Raw genomic sequence first — 17741 nt, 5'->3', positions numbered from 1 at the left:
CCAACAAAAGATTTTTGTTACTTTTCATCTTTGAAAAGTAAGGAAACGCCTATACCCAAACAACTCGACTATTCAGCCTATATGAGGCTGTGAAAACTTGCCAAATAGAGATATCTCCGATTCATTTTAATGGCAATCAACTCAGTTTATTCACCAATTTTAACGGCAAAATCTTCATTGCTATACCCATTGGCAACCACGGCCACTGCGGCACATACGCCTTCACTGGTTCCTTCTCAATGGCTTTCACCAAAGCCTTGCTTCCTGTCTTCTCATCCACTTCAAACGGTAACTTCTTCGCACCTTCATTCAATTCAGTTCGAATATAACCAGGGAAAATCGTTGAGACTTTGATTGGTGTATGCAACAACTCGGCACGAATCCCTTCTGCCAAATGCGCGACAGCTGCTTTACTCGCAGCATAAGTCGACAAATGATTGGGTAAACCACGCATCGCACTCATCGAAGAAATCACCACCAAATGCCCCTTATTTTGTGCTCTAAAGATTTCAATCGCTGCTTCGCATTGTGCCAGTGCTGAAATAAAATTGGTTTCCGCTGTAGCACGATTCACGTCAAAATGACCTTTACCAATACGGCGACCATCACCTACACCCGCATTGACAATAATGCGATCAACACTGCCAAATTCTTGCTGAAAAGCTTTAAAAACCGTAAAAACATCATCGTAATGAGTCACATCAAGCGTCTTAATCTTGACCTGAATAGAAAACTGACTTTGCAGCTCTTGTTGTAATGCTTCTAAACGTTCCAAACGTCGTGCACACAACGCCAGATTGTAGCCTTTGGCAGCAAACTCTCTTGCCATACCTGCACCTAAACCTGAACTTGCACCTGTAATTAAAATTGTCTTTGCCATGCCGGCCACCTATTTTTATTTAAATCCATGTTAAAAGTTCAGCATCACGTGCTTTTAAATAATGATGCTCATTAAAGCTGAGTAATTGCAAACGACCATCTACCCAACGCAGTGTTGTGACGCTGGCGTTGGCAATCGACCAATTCAATGCAAAAATCTGTTTCGCATTCAATCCCAAGACCTTGCCCACAGCCACAGAAATGACTCCACCTGAGCTAAATACTACGGCTTGTTTGTGTCCTGTTACATCAATATTGGCACAAAGGTTTTGCAAAGCCATTTCTACACGGGTCTGAAAGGCTAACCATGTTTCATGATATTCATGGTCATATTGCTCGCTGATCCAGCGGTCAATCGCACCATCAAAAATTTTAGCCAGATACACACGTGGATTGGCAACTTGAGCAACATCTTGCTTCAATAATTCAGGTTGATTAAAACGCGGTTCATACTGAGCAAACACATGCTGATGATCAAACTCATTCCAAGCAGACTCTGTTTGCACCACAACGTCTTGAAAACTCTGAGCCAGAGCCAACTGCGCGGTTTGTTGATGACGCTGCATTGACCCAGCAATCACAAGCGGAGTATGTTTTAGTGTTGATTGAAAGAAATCACCCACCACCTGTGCTTGCTGCTCACCTTTGGCAGATAGTTGATCATAGCTTGCAGCTCCAAACGAGGCTTGCCCATGTCGCACTAAATAAATCGTGCTCATCGTTTTAAAATATCCTGTAATTTTGCTGCATATTCAGGGATCAACTGCTGTGTTTCTACATTATTTTCTGCAATGAGCTTTAATGCTCGAATATGTAAAGCGTGGATCATAATCCAAAAGTCTTTAAAAGCTGGATTATCTGTTTGCTGATGGTAATAACGATAATAAATTTGCTGAGCAATCACGGCTAAACGGAATAAACCAAACACTTCATAAAATGCCCAGTTCGTCGGCTGTAAGCCTGTTTTTTCCAGATAATAATCCACCACTTGCTGACGTGTCAGCATGCCTTTTAGATTGGTCGGTTGACGGCGGCTGGATTTCATCAGTGCGTCATCGTCATCTTGAATCCAGTAGGCGAGGGCACTGCCCAAATCCATTAAGGGATCACCCAACGTTGCCATTTCCCAATCCAATACACCAATCACTTTCATTGGCTGCTGTGGATCTAAAATAACATTATCAAAGCGCCAATCATTATGAATCACACAAGTTTTAGAGTCAGTAGGGATGTACTCTTGTAGCCACTGACGTACAAAAGCAAAATCAGGCACATTCGGCGTTAATGCTTTTTGATAACGTGTATCCCAGCCTTCAACCTGACGGCGGCAATAACCTTCGCCTTTGCCAAGTTTTTCCAGTTCTGTACCTTGATAAGGCACTTGATGCAATTCAATCAATTTATCCAAAACATTGAGACAAAGCTGCTGCACCTGTGGCTCATCCAGCTGTAATTCTTTAGGTAAATTGGCACGCGGAATAATGCCTGCAATTCGCTTCATCACATAGAAATCACAGCCAATGACATGTTCGTCTTGGCACAATGCTACCATTTCAGGCAGGACAGGGTAGAACGGTGCAAGATGTTTCTGCACGTTATATTCACGTGCCATGTCATGTGCTGATTTGGCTTTGGTTCCCTTAGGAGGACGACGCAAAATCAAATCGACATTGTCATATTCAAGAAGATAAGTCCAATTCGATGCACCACCTGAATATTGGGTTACCTGTGCTTGACCTTGCAAGATGACACCCTGATCTTTCAACCATGTTTCAACCGCAGAAATATCCAGTTCTTCACCGTGACGAACTTGTCCACCCACATCAATTACTGTCATTTGCTTATATCCTTATCCGCGACCATAACCACGTTTTTTTAACTCTAATTTAGCAATCATGCCTTTATGCACTTCGTCAGGTCCATCAGCTAAACGTAAACTGCGTGCTTGATTAAAGAATGCAGTCAGTGGAGTATCTCGTGACACACCCTCACCACCGTGAATCTGAATCGCCATATCGACGACATTTTGCAACACAGTTGGCGCAACCACTTTGATCGCTGAAATCTCGGTTAACGCCGCCATATTGCCCAAAGTATCCATTTTATAAGCTGCATACAGGGTCAATAACCGAGCTTGGTCGATTTGCACGCGTGCTTCAGCGACACGTTCCAAGTTACCCCCGAGTTTAAGAATTTCTTTCCCAAAGGCTTTACGTGACATGCCTCGATCAATCATCAACTCTAGCGCTTTTTCTGCTGCGCCTATACAACGCATACAGTGATGAATACGTCCAGGTCCTAAACGCCCTTGGGCAATCTCAAAACCTTGTCCTGCACCGCCGATAAAGTTACTGACAGGCACACGTACATTGTCAAAATTGACTTGCCCATGTCCATGTGGCGCATCGTAATCCCCAAAAACTGGAAGCATTCGCTCAATGCTGACACCTTGTGTATCAATGGGTACGAGTACCATTGAATGTTGATGATGACGATCTTTGCTTGGATCTGGCGTATAGGCCATGAAAATAATCACTTTGGCATTTGGATCACCTAAACCTGACGACCACCATTTACGACCATTCAGGACGATTTCATCACCATCAATCACAGCCGTTGCTTGCATATTGGTGGCATCACTCGATGCAACCGCAGGTTCAGTCATACAGAACACTGAACGAATTTCAGCATTCAATAGCGGATGCAACCATTGTTGTTTCTGCGCTTCACTACCATAGCGCCATAACACTTCCATATTGCCGCTATCGGGTGCATTACAGTTAAAAACGGTCGGCGCAAGTAAACTACGTCCTGTGAGTTCGGCAATATGTGCGTATTCCTGCACAGATAAACCTACGCCGAGTTCTGCATCAGGCAAAAACATATTCCATAAGCCAGCTGCTTTGGCTTTCGCTTTGAGTTGTTCAAGTTGAGCTGGCCATTGCCATTTGGTCCAATCACCATCGACATTTAAACGATGTGTTTCATCCCAAAATGCTTTTTCTATTGGTTCTATTTCTTGTTGGATAAATGCCTGTGCGCGAGCAATAAAATCCTGTGCACGTTCAGATAATGCAAACATCATCATCTCCCTAAATGAAAAATTTGGCGAAAAACACTTCGCTGCTTTACATCACCATAAGCGAATATTTATTATGAATGAAATGATTTTATTTTATTCAAAACTATGAATCAGATTCATAATAAAAACCCATTAGAAGTGGGACATTTCCATCGTATTGATATTAATTTATACCCGCTTTTCATCGCGATTTTTGAACAAAAAAGCATTTCCAAAGCGGCGCAACTACTCTGTATCAGCCAATCTGCGGTTAGCCATGCATTACAGCGATTACGTACACAACTACAAGATGAACTGTTTGTTCGCAGTGGACAAAAAATGCTGCCAACGCCGTATGCTGAGCAAATTTATCAACCGATTCAAAATGCGCTGCTCACGATTCAGAATATTGCAATTCCTCAGCAAGACTTTGTACCAAGCATGCTGCAAAGCATTAAAATTGCCATACATGATGAAATTGAACCGATTATTTTTCCGCAATTGGTTCGTCATTTCACCCAACTCAATCTTGATATTCAGTTTCTGAGTTCTAAGTTGGATCGTAAAAATATGCTGGCTGATTTATCAGCTCAACAAATTGATTTTGTGATTGATCTGGTGCAACCGTATCAAGCCAATTTACAGTTTGAAAACTTAATTGATGATCATTTTGTGGTGTGTACACAGCAAATGCAGATGGATTTATCACACTATCTCTCCGCACCACATATCGGTGTATCATCAAGGCGCACAGGCTTATTGCTTGAAGATATTTATCTCAATCGTCAGCAACTGTCGCGGCAAATTTTCTTGCGTTGTCAGCATTATTCCACTGCGCTACAAGTGCTTGCTCAATACCCCGATGCAATTCTAACCATTCCACAAAGTATCCTTAAACATCTGCATTATGCAGAAAATTTAAATATTCATCCGCTACCCATCGAATTACCTAAAATTAAGATGGGCATGTATTGGCATGACACAGTTCGGGACAATCCTCGCCATCAGTTTCTTCGAAACGAAATTTTGAAAATTTTTGAGCCAACCAATTTAGCGCATTAAAACGCTAAACTTGGTTTTAGTTCGAATGAAGAAGAACTTTAATGCGTTGTAATGCTTAGCTCATCATCACAATTCATTAAATACACTTTAGAAATCATCAGCCGAAGAATATAAATAACTGCCATTGCAAAAACGATGTAGCCAATATCTGTAAATAAAAAAGGAATCGAAAACAGGATCAATACAGTAATTGGATAAACCCAACGCCTCCATCCTGATAAATAAAACGCCTCATAAAACAGCCAAATATAAGTGCTGTATACCGCCAAACTGGTCGCAATAATTAATCCCATCATTTGGCTTGAAATATGTGCATGTTGTGTTGAAACATCAACCGCGGCAGCTAAAGCAGCACCTAGTACAGCAATACTGATAAAGATAAAAAAGTGGCCATAGCCCCATAAAAACGGCTGCACACCACGGCGTTGATGGTGATGATGACTACGATCAAAATAGACCCACCACATCGCAAACATCATCAATAAACCGCCAATAATTAAAAATACTTCTTGGTAATTGATCACACGATTCGAAAAGGCTTCCTGTGTAGCGGCAAAACTGCCAATGATGGATTCGCCTAATACAATAATGGTCAGTAGCCCATAACGTTCAACAATATGATGTGGATGCCATGGTGTAGCAGCATGCTTTTCAGCATAAAAAGGAACGGCTAATTCAAAAAAGACCAGAATGAGAAATAACCACGTAGTCATGTGAATGGGGCTAAAATTACCAACCAGCCAGCCTAACTGAACCAATACAATACCAATTGCATAACGATAAGCAGTCACTTTGCGCTCGGGATCATGCTTTGCCACACGTATCCATTGAGTGACTAAAGCCAATCGCATAATCACATAACCAATGATAATCACATCGAAATTGTGTTGTTGAAAAACGGCTGGAATCCCAGCTGCCATCACTAATGACCCCGCGATTTGCACAAAAGTAAGACAACGATAAAGCGTGTCATCATTGTCATACGCGGAAGCAAACCACGTAAAATTCATCCATGCCCACCACAGAGCAAAAAACACCATACAATAGGTCGGCAGAGCATGCCATAAGTGCCCTTCAATCATGGCATGATGTAGTTGCTGCCCAGCAGTCGCAATGGCAACAACAAAAATAAGGTCAAATAAAAGCTCTAACGGGGTAGCAGCACGATGTGCTTCTTCAGGGTCACGAGGGGCAAACAATTTCAGGGGTTTATTTAGTATTTTTTCAACACTCATTTCTTATTTCTCAAAACAAAATAAAGCTCTTCAGGTATAACTTAATCGATCTGGGCTGTTTTACCTATTGCTTCGATCATACAAAAATCAAGTTTAAAATTTATGCGTTGAGCATTTGCTTAAATAGATTATTTGTGTAATTCTACGCACATATTTGGATGTCACCATCCATACAAAATTTGTTGACAAGGGGAGTAGCCTCCTCCAAACCTAAGAGATCAAATACTTAGGTGTCAGAGCTTCGTCATTACACTTTGCAAAAAGTCGGACTCTGAGCATCACAATCATTTGTGATGTAGGCAAGACCTTGATCATGTTGAAACAGATGTATTAATTCATCTGGCAACTGGTCAAGGTTTTTTTATGTCCATTTGCCAGATAGGGAGTTGTGATGGAAACTATCGGCAATTTATGGCTGTATGTTGCGTTCTTTGGCATTGTCATTGTCATGCTATTGATCGACTTTTTAGGCTTTAAACAAAAGCAAAACCAAGATGTTCCAATTAAGCAGGCGGCGTATTGGAGTATTGCTTGGGTCACGGTTGCCATGCTCTTTGGCGGTGGTTTGTGGTTCTATCTTCAGCAAACGCTGGGTGCAACCATAGCGAACCAAAAAACCATGGAATACTTCGCAGGCTATCTACTCGAAAAATCACTTGCGATTGATAACGTCTTCGTGTGGCTGATGATTTTCGCTGCATTTGCGATTCCACCCGCGCTACAACGTAAAATTTTACTTTACGGCGTACTTGGGGCAATCATTCTAAGAACTATCTTTATCTTTATCGGCGCTTGGTTTGTTCAAGAGTTTTCTTTGGTGCTGTATATCTTCGGCGCGTTCTTGGTCTATACAGGCTTTAAGTTCCTCAAAGGACAAGATGAAGAAACCAATATCGAAGATATTAAATTGCTGAAATGGCTACGCAAACATATGCGTATTACGCCAAAACTAGAAGGCAATAAATTCTTCATTCGCCAAAATGGTGTGCTTTGGGCAACGCCTTTATTCTTGGTGTTAATCCTTGTTGAAGCTTCAGATGTAATTTTTGCTGTTGACTCTATTCCCGCGATTTTTGCTGTTACCAGTGATCCGTTCATTGTTTTAACCGCAAACTTAATGGCGATCTTGGGTCTACGTGCAATGTTCTTCTTACTCGCAAGTGCAGCAACCAAGATGCATTATTTACCGTATGGCTTGGGGATTATCTTATTGTTCATCGGTGCGAAAATGTTATTGCTCGATGTGTTCCACATGCCGATTTGGATTTCACTCGGTTTTATTGTCCTTGTGCTCAGTATTACGGCTTATCTCTCTATACGTCATAACAAACGTCAAGCGCAATAATCACAAAGCATTTAAAAAAGGGTCTTTATGGAAGGCCCTTTTTTGCTTATGTGTTGATAAATCATCCATTCCAATATTCAATGAAAATGAATTGACTCAAATAATGACTCACATTTATACACGTTTTAAGCACTTAAAATAGGCGAATAATCCAGTAACTTTGGCAAAATCAGGTACAATCAACCGAAAAAAGTAAAATTGTAGGTTGTTATGACTTTGGCTACTCCTATCACGGTGATTCGTGGTCGCTTCTTAGATATTCAAAACACTGTTTCTCAAGCCGCAGAAATTACCGATCAAGTTCGCTATCTCGAAGATGGTATCATGATCACTGAACAAGGTAAGATTCGTTGGTTTGGCGCTTGGGAAGATGCTCAGTCTGAACTACCTACAAACGTTGAAATTCAGCATTATCCAGAACAACTTATCATTCCTGGCATGATTGATACGCATATCCATTTTCCGCAAACTGAAATGGTCGGTGCATACGGGGAACAGCTGCTCAGTTGGTTAAATACATATACCTTTCCAACAGAAATCCAATTTCAAGACAAAGCTTATGCGCAAGAAATCGCTAAATTCTTTGTGAATGAATTACTCAAAAATGGAACAACGACCGCACTGGTATTCTGTACGGTTCATCCAGAATCAGTCGATGCCCTTTTTGAAGCTGCACAACAGCACCAAATGCGTTTAATCGCAGGTAAAGTAATGATGGATCGTCATGCACCTGAAGCGCTGTGTGACACCGCAGCAAGCGCTTACGACGACTCTAAAGCACTGATTGAGAAGTGGCATGGTCAAGGTCGTGCCTTGTATGCAATTACACCTCGTTTTGCACCTACCTCAACCCCAGAACAACTCGAAAAAGCAGGGCAGCTCAAAGCACAATTCCCAGATGTCTATGTGCACACCCATTTAAGTGAAAATAAAGATGAAATCGCTTGGGTGAAAGATTTATTCCCCGAACAAAAAGGCTATCTTGATGTCTATCACCATTATGGCTTAACTGGACAACGTTCGGTCTTCGCACATTGCGTTCATTTGGAAGATGCTGAATGGCAGTGCATGCATGATACGGACTCAGCAATCGCATTCTGTCCGACCTCAAACTTGTTCTTAGGCAGTGGCTTATTTCCATTGAAAAAGACTTGGGAGCAAAAAGTTAAAGTTGGCTTGGGTACAGATATTGGGGCAGGGACGTCTTTCAGTCTCCTACAAACGGTAAATGAGGCTTATAAAGTCCAGCAACTGCAAGGGGACAAACTCTCTGCTTTTGAATCCTTATATCATGCCACTTTAGGTGGCGCGAAAGCCTTAGACTTAGATGATAAGTTAGGGAACTTTAATGTCGGTAAAGAAGCTGATTTTGTAGTGCTCAACCTCAAAGCAACAGCTTTGCAACAACTGCGTCAGTCACGCTCAAAGTCGATTGATGATAGCTTATTTGCACTATTTACCATGGGTGATGACCGTAATATTGAGGCAACTTATATTTATGGACAAAAAGCATATAGTGCCCACTAAACAAACATCCAAACAAAGACTTGGGTGGGTGTTGTTGGTTTTAGGCTGTGCTGTTCTTTTGAAACGTGACAGCCGTCCGCCGAAAAATGATACATTTTCTGCACCATCAAAAGGTGCATGACGTGTGATTTTGTTTTAGAATTCTCACATTAACTCAAGATTTCGAGGTGTTGCTGGTCAACACCTTTTTTATTTTTCCTGTTTTTAAGTTTTAGGACTCTATCGATGACTGTTGCAATGCGCGTAATGATTTCCAGTGAAGAGATCCAAGCCAAAGTGAAAGAACTCGGCGATAAAATCAACGCACACTATGCTCAAAGTGATAAAGAACTGGTATTGATTGGCTTATTGCGTGGTTCAGTCATTTTCATGGCAGATTTGTGTCGTGCCATTGAAAAACCACATGAACTCGATTTTATGACTGTATCTAGCTATGTAAACGGTACAACTGTTTCTTCACGTGATGTTAAAATTTTAAAAGATCTTGATGGTCAAATTCGAGGTAAAGATGTTCTCGTCGTTGAAGATATTATCGATTCAGGACGGACATTAAGTAAAGTGATGGAAATTCTGCAAACCCGTAATCCAAATTCAATTGAATTATGTACATTGGTCAGCAAACCATCACGCCGTGAAATTGATTTAGATGTAAAATTCCTTGGTTTTGAAGTTGAAGACCGCTTTATCGTTGGCTATGGCCTCGACTTTGATCAAAAATATCGTCATCTGCCATTTATTGGTGAGATCGGTCTTTAAGATGTTTTGACATCTCTCGCAAATTGAATCTTTAGATAAATTTTTGGGGTTTATATTTTTGCTAAGATATCATTTGTAATCAAGGTGCTGCAAAGCACCTTTTTTTGTTGGAGTATTTATTTAACTTGACTCAAGTTGCACAAAAATACGACATAAGTGAGCAATCCACTACAGACAAAAGTAAGCTCTATCAAGCAGGATAACAACAAATACCATTGTGAAAACAAGGAGAAAAGACAATGTGGTCTCTAATTGTGGCAATTGTAGTTGGTTTTTTTGCGGGCTTAATTGCACGTGCTCTACATCCTGGAGATGATAAAGCAGGCTTCATCGTAACAACCTTATTAGGGATAGCTGGTTCATTACTTGCCACCTACGGCGGTCGATTACTCGGTTTATATGCAGAGAATTCAGCGGCTGGTTTTATTGCGTCAGTCATCGGTGCTGTTATTATTCTATTTATCTACAATCTTGTGACCAAGAAAAGTTAATCTCAGGTTAAAACTCCCAATTCATCGTTAATCAATGAATTGGGAGAATTTCTATAATTCTAATTCTTTCCAAATCATTTGGATTTCTTCGGCACTACGACCACCGACCATTTTTAAGCCATTGCCAAAAATTAAGGTTGGTGTGCCTTGTACCCCCAATTTACGACCTAATTCTAAGTTACGATCAATTGGATTTGCACAAGTTTTGGCTTTGGGCTGAACATTTTTCTGCAATAGATTCTTCCATGCATATGCAGGATTTGCTTCACACCAAACTTGTTTAGACACAGCAATTGACTGTGTTTTTAATGGATAAATGAAGGTGTAAATAGTGACATCATTTAGCTTATCTAGCTCTGCCTCTAGTTTTTTACAATACGGGCAATTAGGGTCAGAGAAAATTGCCAATTGTCTTTTGCCATTGCCTTTCACTGTTTTGATCGCATCTTTGAGAGGAAGTTGTTTCCAATCAATCGAATTTTGCTTTAACACTAAATCTTTAGTGAGATTCTTTTGATCTTTAAGACGAACCATTGATCCGATGAACATATGCTCGGCATTTTCATCTAAATAAATGATCTGATTATCGAGATTGGCACTATATAAACCAGACATTTCAGTAGGCTGAATATTGGTAACTTGAATATTGGGATATTGTTTACTCAAATTGCTTTTTAATGTTTCCACATTTGCAAAGCTGAAAGCAGAGACGCAGCCTAAAAGTGAAAAAATCCCAATTTTCTTTAACATGACGCAAACTCAATTTTAAAATCAGCGGCTATTGTAATCACTCTGATTTATTGAGACTGCAAAGCTTACGGAGTCACAACCAAAATCAAACCAATCGCCCCATGTTTCACGTGGAACGTTCTATTCATTTCAATCAATTTGATGGAGTTCTCAAGTTAAAGCATATTTTAAGTAAAAAGCTGACAATTTTTATCACATCACATTGAAATTATTACTATAAATTTAAAACCAAGTAGATCGTAGAGTTGATCTTTGGAATAATCTCATCGAAATTAAATCATCTCTCTAAACCAAAGATTCATAGCAGCGTAATCGCCAATTTTGTCATATTGCGCTGCTTCATTTTTAAGAAACAAGGATATGTTCTCTTAAATCTGTGTTTTTAGTTTCATCCAACTTAATTGCAATTCTAAATGCTTTAAAAAAATCTGGGTATATCAATGTACAATGCTGAATTATTAGAAGAAGCCAAAACCTTTATGTTCCATATGCTCACCAAAGTTGTGGAATATGGTGGCTCTGATTTATTTATAACCGCTGATTTTCCTCCGAGTATTAAATTACAAGGATTAATGCGACCTTTGGGACAGCAGGCTCTAACAGCTGATAAAACCAAATTGTTTGCTTATAGTTTAATGAATGAAAAGCAAAGACTAGAATTTGAAAATGAATGGGAATGTAATTTCGCCATTAATGTTCCAAATGTTTCACGTTTCCGCGTCAATGTATTCAAACAACAACTTCAAATCGGGATGGTCATTCGCACCATTACCTCTGAAATTCCAACCTTTCAAAAACTAAAACTACCAGAATCACTTAAAAATGTGATCATGGAAAAGCGAGGTTTAGTGTTGGTCGTTGGTGGTACTGGCTCAGGTAAGTCAACCTCTTTAGCAGCCATGATTGATCATCGCAATGAGAATTCAGCAGGTCATATCATCACCGTTGAAGACCCTGTGGAATATGTACACAAGCACAAAAAATCGATGATTACGCATCGTGAGGTTGGCGTTGATTGCCACTCATGGCATCACGCTTTGAAAAATACCTTACGCCAAGCGCCTGATGTCATTCTGATTGGAGAGATCCGCGATACTGAAACCATGGAACATGCGATTGCTTTTGCGGAAACAGGACATCTCTGTTTAGGGACTTTACACGCAAATAATGCCAACCAAGCCTTAGATCGTATTATTAACTTCTTCCCTGAAGAGCGCCGTAATCAATTGCTGATGGATTTATCATCCAATATGAAAGCCATTATTTCACAGCGCTTAGTTCGTACAGAGGATGGTAAAGGTCGTCGTGCAGCAATTGAGATTCTACTCAATACGCCATTGATTGCAGATAATATTCTAAAAGGACAATTCCATGTGCTTAAAGAAATTATGAGCAAATCACGTGAATTGGGTATGCAAACGTTTGATCAGGCCTTGTTTGATCTCTATAACGAAGGCGCGATTAGCTATGACGAGGCGTTGCGAAATGCAGATTCAGTCAATGAATTACGCTTACAAATCAAATTGAAAAGTAGCCGCCAAGAGGGTGTACCTGTCGCTGCAACGGCACTGAATATGGCGAAAGAAGAAGAAAAAGCTGAAGAGCAAGAAGAAGCTTAAATATAAAAAAGCGTAGGTTTGCGTAAAATCTACGCTTTTTTATAAATTTTCATTTGATTTTAAAACCACACCATTCACCAATCATCCATATGAGTATAGAGATAAAGGAAACTAACATTTTTCCAATGGGTATTTTGTTCTGGAACATCATCATCAATACATTCCCATGATGGTTCGCAACTAAAGAACTCAATAACGCGTTTCAGTCGTTCGATGCCATATTTGCAATGATATTCTTTCAGATTTGCATTAATACCTTGCAAATGAATATACGAACACAGTAGTCCATCTTGTACGATTAAAAAATTCTCACCGCATACCTGTCCATTATGAAATAAAGAGGAAATATAATCTTCGACTATCCATTCTGCATCCTCTCGACTTGTTTTTGTAATGGGTCCAAAAATCACTTTATAAGCAATCATTTCTAACTCTTTTACTAAACTCTATCCCAAAGATAGATTTATTTTGATACTTTATAAAATAAATCTGTTGTTATAAATTAAGCATCTATTGTAAATTTCTTTTTGAAAGCATCCCAATAACTAGAAAATTTTTTCTTCAAACTGATAATAAACTCTTTAAAACCGACTTCCTTTTTATCTTGTTGCTTTAATCGCTCTTGCAAACGCTTTTCTTTTTCTTGAATTTCAGCCAGTCTTTTATCCTTGGCTTCTTGCTCTTCCTTTAATTTATCTGCCACTGTTTTACCAACACCCTTACATGGCTTAGATTGAAAGACTACGGTTCCATTTTCACGGCATTGATAAATCTCAGTTTTAGAATAAGTGAATGTTGAAAACATCAAGAAGCATGTACCTAAAATCAAATGATTCAATATATATAACCTAATATTCATAAAGTTTTATTAGTTTCCAAATTATTGTTTTAAATTATATTAATCAAAATTAAAAAGTAAATTAAAATTATTAAATGATAAATATTATATAAATTTAAAAACCAGTTTTAGTCTAAATAAAAAAGCACTAAAAGAAATTTCCTTTAATGCTTATAATGTTAAGTTTCTAAATTATTTAAATTTATTTACCAATACAAAAAGAACCAAAAATCTTCCCTAATAGATCATCAGCACTAAAATCACCTGTAATTTCGCCCAAGGCATTTTGTGCCAAACGCAATGATTCAGCGACCAGCTCACCCGCGTTAAATACAACGAGTTGCTCACGTGCCTCTGCTAAATAACGCTGAGTACGCTTCATTGCGTCTAAATGACGCGTTCTCGCAATAAAGGTGTCTTCCTCAGGCTGAAAGCCTGCATGCGCTGTTATCGCATCTATAAGCGCCTGAACACCCATATCCTGTTTAGCAGACACACTGATATGACGGAAGCCCTGATAATCACTTAAAGTCGCATCCTGACCCGTTAAATCGCATTTATTGCCAATTAACAGTAAACGCTTCGGCTCAAGATGATCGGCAAAATATTCACGTGCTAGCTGTAACGGTTCATCGCCTTGATTTAAATCATAAACCAGTAGTAATAAATCCGCCTGTTCAATTTCCTTAATGGCACGACGAATCCCTTCTTGTTCGACAATATCACCTGTTTCACGTAAACCAGCGGTATCAGTTAAAGTAATTGGTAAACCATTCAAACTGATTTTTTCATGCAACACATCTCGAGTCGTTCCCGCAATATCCGTCACAATCGCACGCTCATGCCCTGCAAGTGCATTTAACAGGCTCGATTTACCCGCATTTGGCTTACCCGCAATGACGACCTGTAAACCCTCACGTAACAGCTGTCCTTGACGTGCAGATTGCTGTACCGCTTTAACCGAGTCTTGTACATCATCCAATAGCGCTAAGATCTTACCATCCGCAAGGAAATCAATTTCTTCTTCAGGAAAATCAATCGCTGCCTCGACATGTAACCGTAAATGAATGAGTTTTTCTAAAACCGTATTAATTTTGGTTGAAAATACACCTTGTAATGAACGAACCGCAGAACGTGCAGCCGCCTGTGAGGTCGCATCAATCAGGTCAGCAATCGCTTCAGCCTGCACCAAATCCATCTTGCCATTTTCAAAAGCGCGCATGGAAAACTCACCCGCTTTTGCAGCAGTCGCACCCAAATCGAGTAAACGTGCCAATAAGGCATTCTGGATGACTGGACCACCGTGACCCTGCAACTCCACGACATCTTCACCCGTGAACGAATGAGGATTCGGAAAACAGAGCACAATCCCTTCGTCCATGACGGAACCATCAGCATCATAGAACTGACGAAAACCAGCTATACGTGCGGCAGGAAGACTTTTTTGCGTCAGTTGCGCTGCAATCGCATAAGCTTTTGGCCCAGACAAACGAATCACGCCCACACCACCACGACCTAAAGGGGTAGCAATCGCAGCAATTGTGGTTTGATGTTGCATGTTAAATTCACCTAGAAAAAGCAAGGATGATGTAATCAAGCACCCTTAATACAGACAAAGAAAAATCCGCCTAAGATTACCATCTTAAGCGGATTTATTCAGTAAAAGTTCGAGATTAAGACGCTGACTCAACCTTGTTGAGACGGTCTTTTTCGACACCTTTGTTAATAAACCATTGTTGCAAAATGGTAATACTGTTGTTGACGATCCAGTAAAGCACTAAACCAGCAGGGAAGAACAACATGAATACCGTAAACATGATTGGCATGATACGGAATACTTTTGCCTGCACTGGATCAGTCGGTTGCGGGTTTAACATTTGCTGCACAAACATGGTCACACCCATGATCAACGGCAAGATAAACCATGGATCCATCGCAGATAAATCCTGAATCCAGCCTAACCAAGGTGCATGACGGAGTTCTACAGATTCCATCAATACCCAGTACAACGCTAAGAAGATTGGCATTTGTAATAATAACGGTAAGCATCCAGACAGTGGATTTACTTGCTCGCGCTTATATAACGCCATCATTTCTTGAGAGAAGCGCATACGGTCTTCGCCAAATTCTTCTTTCATGCGCTGCATTTCAGGTGCAATCACACGCATTTTTGCCATCGAACGATAACTTTTCGAAGAAAGTGGCCATAAGATCGCTTTCACCAAGATCGTCAAGAAAATAATTGACCAACCCCAGTTACCAATGATGTTATGGAAGAATTGCAAGCCCAAGAATAAGAGTTTCGCAATTGGCCATAACCAACCATAATCCACAGTTTGGTTTAAACCAGCAGCTAAATCTTTAAGCTCAGATTGAATTTTTGGACCAGAATAAAGTTTCGCATCCACTTCCATTGATGTACCCGCAGGTACGTTAATCACTGGAGAAGTGAAGCCCATGATATTCATACCATCAGCAGACTGACGTGACTCTAGTTTCGCAGTATAAGGCTGACCATTCGCTTGAGTAAGTTTTAAATCACCAGGAATCCACGCACTGACGAAATAGTGCTGAACCATAGCAACCCAACCACCTTTGGCTTCAACATTCAACTTTTCATCGTTAAAATTCGCAAATTTCAACTTGTTATAATGTTCTTCAGGTGTACCCCATGCCCCACCCAGGTAAGTACCTAAAGTGAAAATACCTTGCGAAGACTTGCCAGGGTCATCCGAATTATCACGTTTCAACTGACCAAACATTTGACCTTGCCAGTTTTGCTGGCTACGGTTAATCACTTGATGTTTTACCGTAATTGGATAATCACCTTGCGTGAACGTAAACGTCTTGATGACTTCAACGCCTTCAGGTGTTTTAAAAACCAATGGAACGGTTAAAACTTGACTGGTTTTCCCATCTTGAGCAGCAACACTTTTTGCATCAGCCAAGGTATAAGATGTTTTTTCCACATCATACATTGGACGACCATTACGGCTGCTATCTGGTCCATTTAAGCCAATTAAACCTGATTGAGCAACGTAAGTACGTTTCGCATCACTTTCAAGCATAACGAATGGTTTTTCGCTGTCTTTACTTTCGTCATGGCTTAACAATTCAATACGGACAATATCACCACCTTTCGGATTGATCCAAAGATGATAAAGATCGGTTTTTACCGAAATCAATTGCTGAGTCACAGAAGGTGTTTCTGTGGCTTGCGATGTAGTCACATTTGCTTGTGGCAAGTCTGAAGCCGCTGTTGCATTTTGTGTATTTGGCAAATCTGCAGATACGTCATGTGCAGTCACAACTGCCGCAGGTTGTTGCGGTGTTGTTTGCGCATGACCATAATCTTTTTGCCAAGCCAAAATTAGCAAATATGCGGTAACAAACATGGCTCCAAGAATTGCAAATCTGGCCCATTGTTGCATATCTATTATCCCAAATGATTAAAGAGATTTTGCTTGAATAAACGATCACGAAAGGGTACAGCAACGTGATGCTTTTGAGAATCTATTTGATGAAACGAAATAAAACGAAGTGCTTTTGGTGGCACAGGATCATATCCAGAACCGCCCCAAGGATGACAACGACAGACGCGTTTCGTTGATAGCCATACACCTTTTACTGCACCATGTGTTTGCAATGCTTCAATTGCATATTGTGAGCAAGTGGGAATATAGCGACAACGAGGACCCAATAATGGACTAATTGCGATTTGGTAACATCTGATCAACCAATGCAGTAAACGTACCATTAGAGATTCTCTAATTTTGGAGGGGTGCCACAACGACTTTAGAATGCTTCTTTGCTAAACGTTGTAATTTTTGCCAAGCAAAATCTAATTGTTGATGTAATTCTTTATTTGCGATTGCTTCTATACCAACTTTAGGCATCACTACAATATCGATATCAGCATTAAATTGCGCTTGATGTAAACGAAAGCTCTCTCGAGCAAGACGTTTTATTCGATTTCGCTCATGTGCACGACGCACCTTTTTTTTAGCAACGACGATACCCAAACGGCTTTTAGGCTGCTCGGTTAATTTTGCTAAAAATAGGAAATGGGGTTGATGCACTTTAAAAAGCGCACCATCAAATACGCTTTTATAATCTGCAGCACAACGAATACGAGATTCAGTGCCAAAACTGTAAAGTGTCATCACCCAAGTCTGGTC

At 40.1% G+C, this 17741-nt stretch carries 18 protein-coding genes; 6 read left to right on the top strand and 12 right to left on the bottom strand.

Annotated elements, in window-relative coordinates; all coding sequences use genetic code 11:
• Positions 1–136 precede the first annotated feature (136 nt).
• Genes ACF8D3_RS07100 through ACF8D3_RS07085 form a run of 4 tightly spaced genes read right to left on the bottom strand, consistent with a single transcriptional unit; the run spans position 137 to position 3961 of the window.
• Positions 137–880: an SDR family oxidoreductase gene (locus ACF8D3_RS07100; protein ID WP_392470893.1), complete on the bottom strand. Its 744-nt coding sequence runs from the start codon at positions 878–880 to the stop codon at positions 137–139.
• A gap of 19 nt (positions 881–899) precedes the next feature.
• A complete protein-coding gene (locus ACF8D3_RS07095; RefSeq protein ID WP_392470891.1) occupies positions 900–1598 on the bottom strand; it encodes a histidine phosphatase family protein in 699 nt (232 codons plus the stop codon).
• Positions 1595–2716 carry a phosphotransferase family protein gene (locus tag ACF8D3_RS07090; RefSeq protein ID WP_392470890.1) on the bottom strand — a complete coding sequence of 374 codons (1122 nt, stop codon included), beginning with the start codon at positions 2714–2716 and terminating at the stop codon, positions 1595–1597. Before ACF8D3_RS07090 ends, ACF8D3_RS07095 begins: the two co-directional genes overlap by 4 nt.
• A 12-nt stretch (positions 2717–2728) precedes the next feature.
• Positions 2729–3961 (bottom strand): acyl-CoA dehydrogenase family protein, encoded by a 1233-nt coding sequence (locus ACF8D3_RS07085; RefSeq protein ID WP_392470889.1) that lies wholly within the window; start codon positions 3959–3961, stop codon positions 2729–2731.
• A gap of 105 nt (positions 3962–4066) precedes the next feature.
• Between ACF8D3_RS07085 and ACF8D3_RS07080 the strand changes: the two genes are divergently transcribed.
• Positions 4067–5002, top strand: a complete 936-nt coding sequence (locus tag ACF8D3_RS07080) for a LysR family transcriptional regulator (RefSeq protein ID WP_392470888.1) — start codon at positions 4067–4069, stop codon at positions 5000–5002.
• 38 nt (positions 5003–5040) lie between these two features.
• Here the strand turns inward: ACF8D3_RS07080 and ACF8D3_RS07075 are convergent, their stop codons facing one another.
• Positions 5041–6237 carry a low temperature requirement protein A gene (locus tag ACF8D3_RS07075; RefSeq protein ID WP_392470886.1) on the bottom strand — a complete coding sequence of 399 codons (1197 nt, stop codon included), beginning with the start codon at positions 6235–6237 and terminating at the stop codon, positions 5041–5043.
• Positions 6238–6628: 391 nt separating this feature from the next.
• Between ACF8D3_RS07075 and ACF8D3_RS07070 the strand changes: the two genes are divergently transcribed.
• The 4 genes from ACF8D3_RS07070 to ACF8D3_RS07055 all read left to right on the top strand — a co-directional run bounded on the left by ACF8D3_RS07070 (position 6629) and on the right by ACF8D3_RS07055 (position 10356).
• Positions 6629–7582 carry a TerC family protein gene (locus tag ACF8D3_RS07070; protein ID WP_392470884.1) on the top strand — a complete coding sequence of 318 codons (954 nt, stop codon included), beginning with the start codon at positions 6629–6631 and terminating at the stop codon, positions 7580–7582.
• Positions 7583–7792: 210 nt separating this feature from the next.
• Positions 7793–9109: a guanine deaminase gene (guaD, locus tag ACF8D3_RS07065; RefSeq protein WP_392470882.1), complete on the top strand. Its 1317-nt coding sequence runs from the start codon at positions 7793–7795 to the stop codon at positions 9107–9109.
• 225 nt (positions 9110–9334) lie between these two features.
• A complete protein-coding gene (gene hpt / locus ACF8D3_RS07060; RefSeq protein ID WP_007482163.1) occupies positions 9335–9865 on the top strand; it encodes a hypoxanthine phosphoribosyltransferase in 531 nt (176 codons plus the stop codon).
• A 239-nt stretch (positions 9866–10104) separates the two neighbouring features.
• Positions 10105–10356, top strand: coding sequence for a GlsB/YeaQ/YmgE family stress response membrane protein (locus tag ACF8D3_RS07055; RefSeq protein WP_023012777.1), 252 nt, complete (start codon positions 10105–10107; stop codon positions 10354–10356).
• Between the two features lie 51 nt (positions 10357–10407).
• Here the strand turns inward: ACF8D3_RS07055 and ACF8D3_RS07050 are convergent, their stop codons facing one another.
• Entirely contained in the window at positions 10408–11106 is a 699-nt protein-coding gene (locus ACF8D3_RS07050) for a DsbC family protein (protein WP_004882231.1), read from the bottom strand.
• Positions 11107–11546: 440 nt separating this feature from the next.
• On the opposite strand from ACF8D3_RS07050, the gene ACF8D3_RS07045 reads away from it, so the two are divergent.
• Positions 11547–12725, top strand: coding sequence for a PilT/PilU family type 4a pilus ATPase (locus ACF8D3_RS07045; RefSeq protein ID WP_392470881.1), 1179 nt, complete (start codon positions 11547–11549; stop codon positions 12723–12725).
• A 74-nt stretch (positions 12726–12799) separates the two neighbouring features.
• On the opposite strand, the gene ACF8D3_RS07040 is transcribed toward ACF8D3_RS07045, so the two are convergent.
• From ACF8D3_RS07040 to rnpA, 6 genes are all read right to left on the bottom strand, one after another.
• Complete coding sequence (locus tag ACF8D3_RS07040) at positions 12800–13150, bottom strand: DUF2310 family Zn-ribbon-containing protein (protein WP_392470880.1); 351 nt, start codon at positions 13148–13150, stop codon at positions 12800–12802.
• 77 nt (positions 13151–13227) lie between these two features.
• Complete coding sequence (locus tag ACF8D3_RS07035; protein ID WP_392470879.1) at positions 13228–13563, bottom strand: hypothetical protein; 336 nt, start codon at positions 13561–13563, stop codon at positions 13228–13230.
• Between the two features lie 202 nt (positions 13564–13765).
• Positions 13766–15121, bottom strand: a complete 1356-nt coding sequence (gene mnmE / locus ACF8D3_RS07030) for a tRNA uridine-5-carboxymethylaminomethyl(34) synthesis GTPase MnmE (RefSeq protein ID WP_392470877.1) — start codon at positions 15119–15121, stop codon at positions 13766–13768.
• Positions 15122–15236: 115 nt separating this feature from the next.
• The gene (yidC, locus tag ACF8D3_RS07025) at positions 15237–16994 is read right to left on the bottom strand and encodes a membrane protein insertase YidC (protein ID WP_392470875.1); all 1758 of its coding nucleotides are present in this window, start codon (positions 16992–16994) and stop codon (positions 15237–15239) included.
• A gap of 5 nt (positions 16995–16999) precedes the next feature.
• Positions 17000–17320, bottom strand: a complete 321-nt coding sequence (gene yidD, locus ACF8D3_RS07020; RefSeq protein ID WP_004882239.1) for a membrane protein insertion efficiency factor YidD — start codon at positions 17318–17320, stop codon at positions 17000–17002.
• Between the two features lie 10 nt (positions 17321–17330).
• The gene (gene rnpA / locus ACF8D3_RS07015) at positions 17331–17726 is read right to left on the bottom strand and encodes a ribonuclease P protein component (RefSeq protein WP_019385918.1); all 396 of its coding nucleotides are present in this window, start codon (positions 17724–17726) and stop codon (positions 17331–17333) included.
• Positions 17727–17741 lie beyond the last annotated feature (15 nt).

Origin of the sequence: Acinetobacter sp. YQ_14 (assembly GCF_043102985.1) — a bacterium.
Lineage (GTDB): Bacteria > Pseudomonadota > Gammaproteobacteria > Pseudomonadales > Moraxellaceae > Acinetobacter > Acinetobacter venetianus.
The sequence above is the reverse complement of the archived record's forward strand: the minus strand, read 5'-3'. Positions and strand labels throughout refer to the sequence as shown.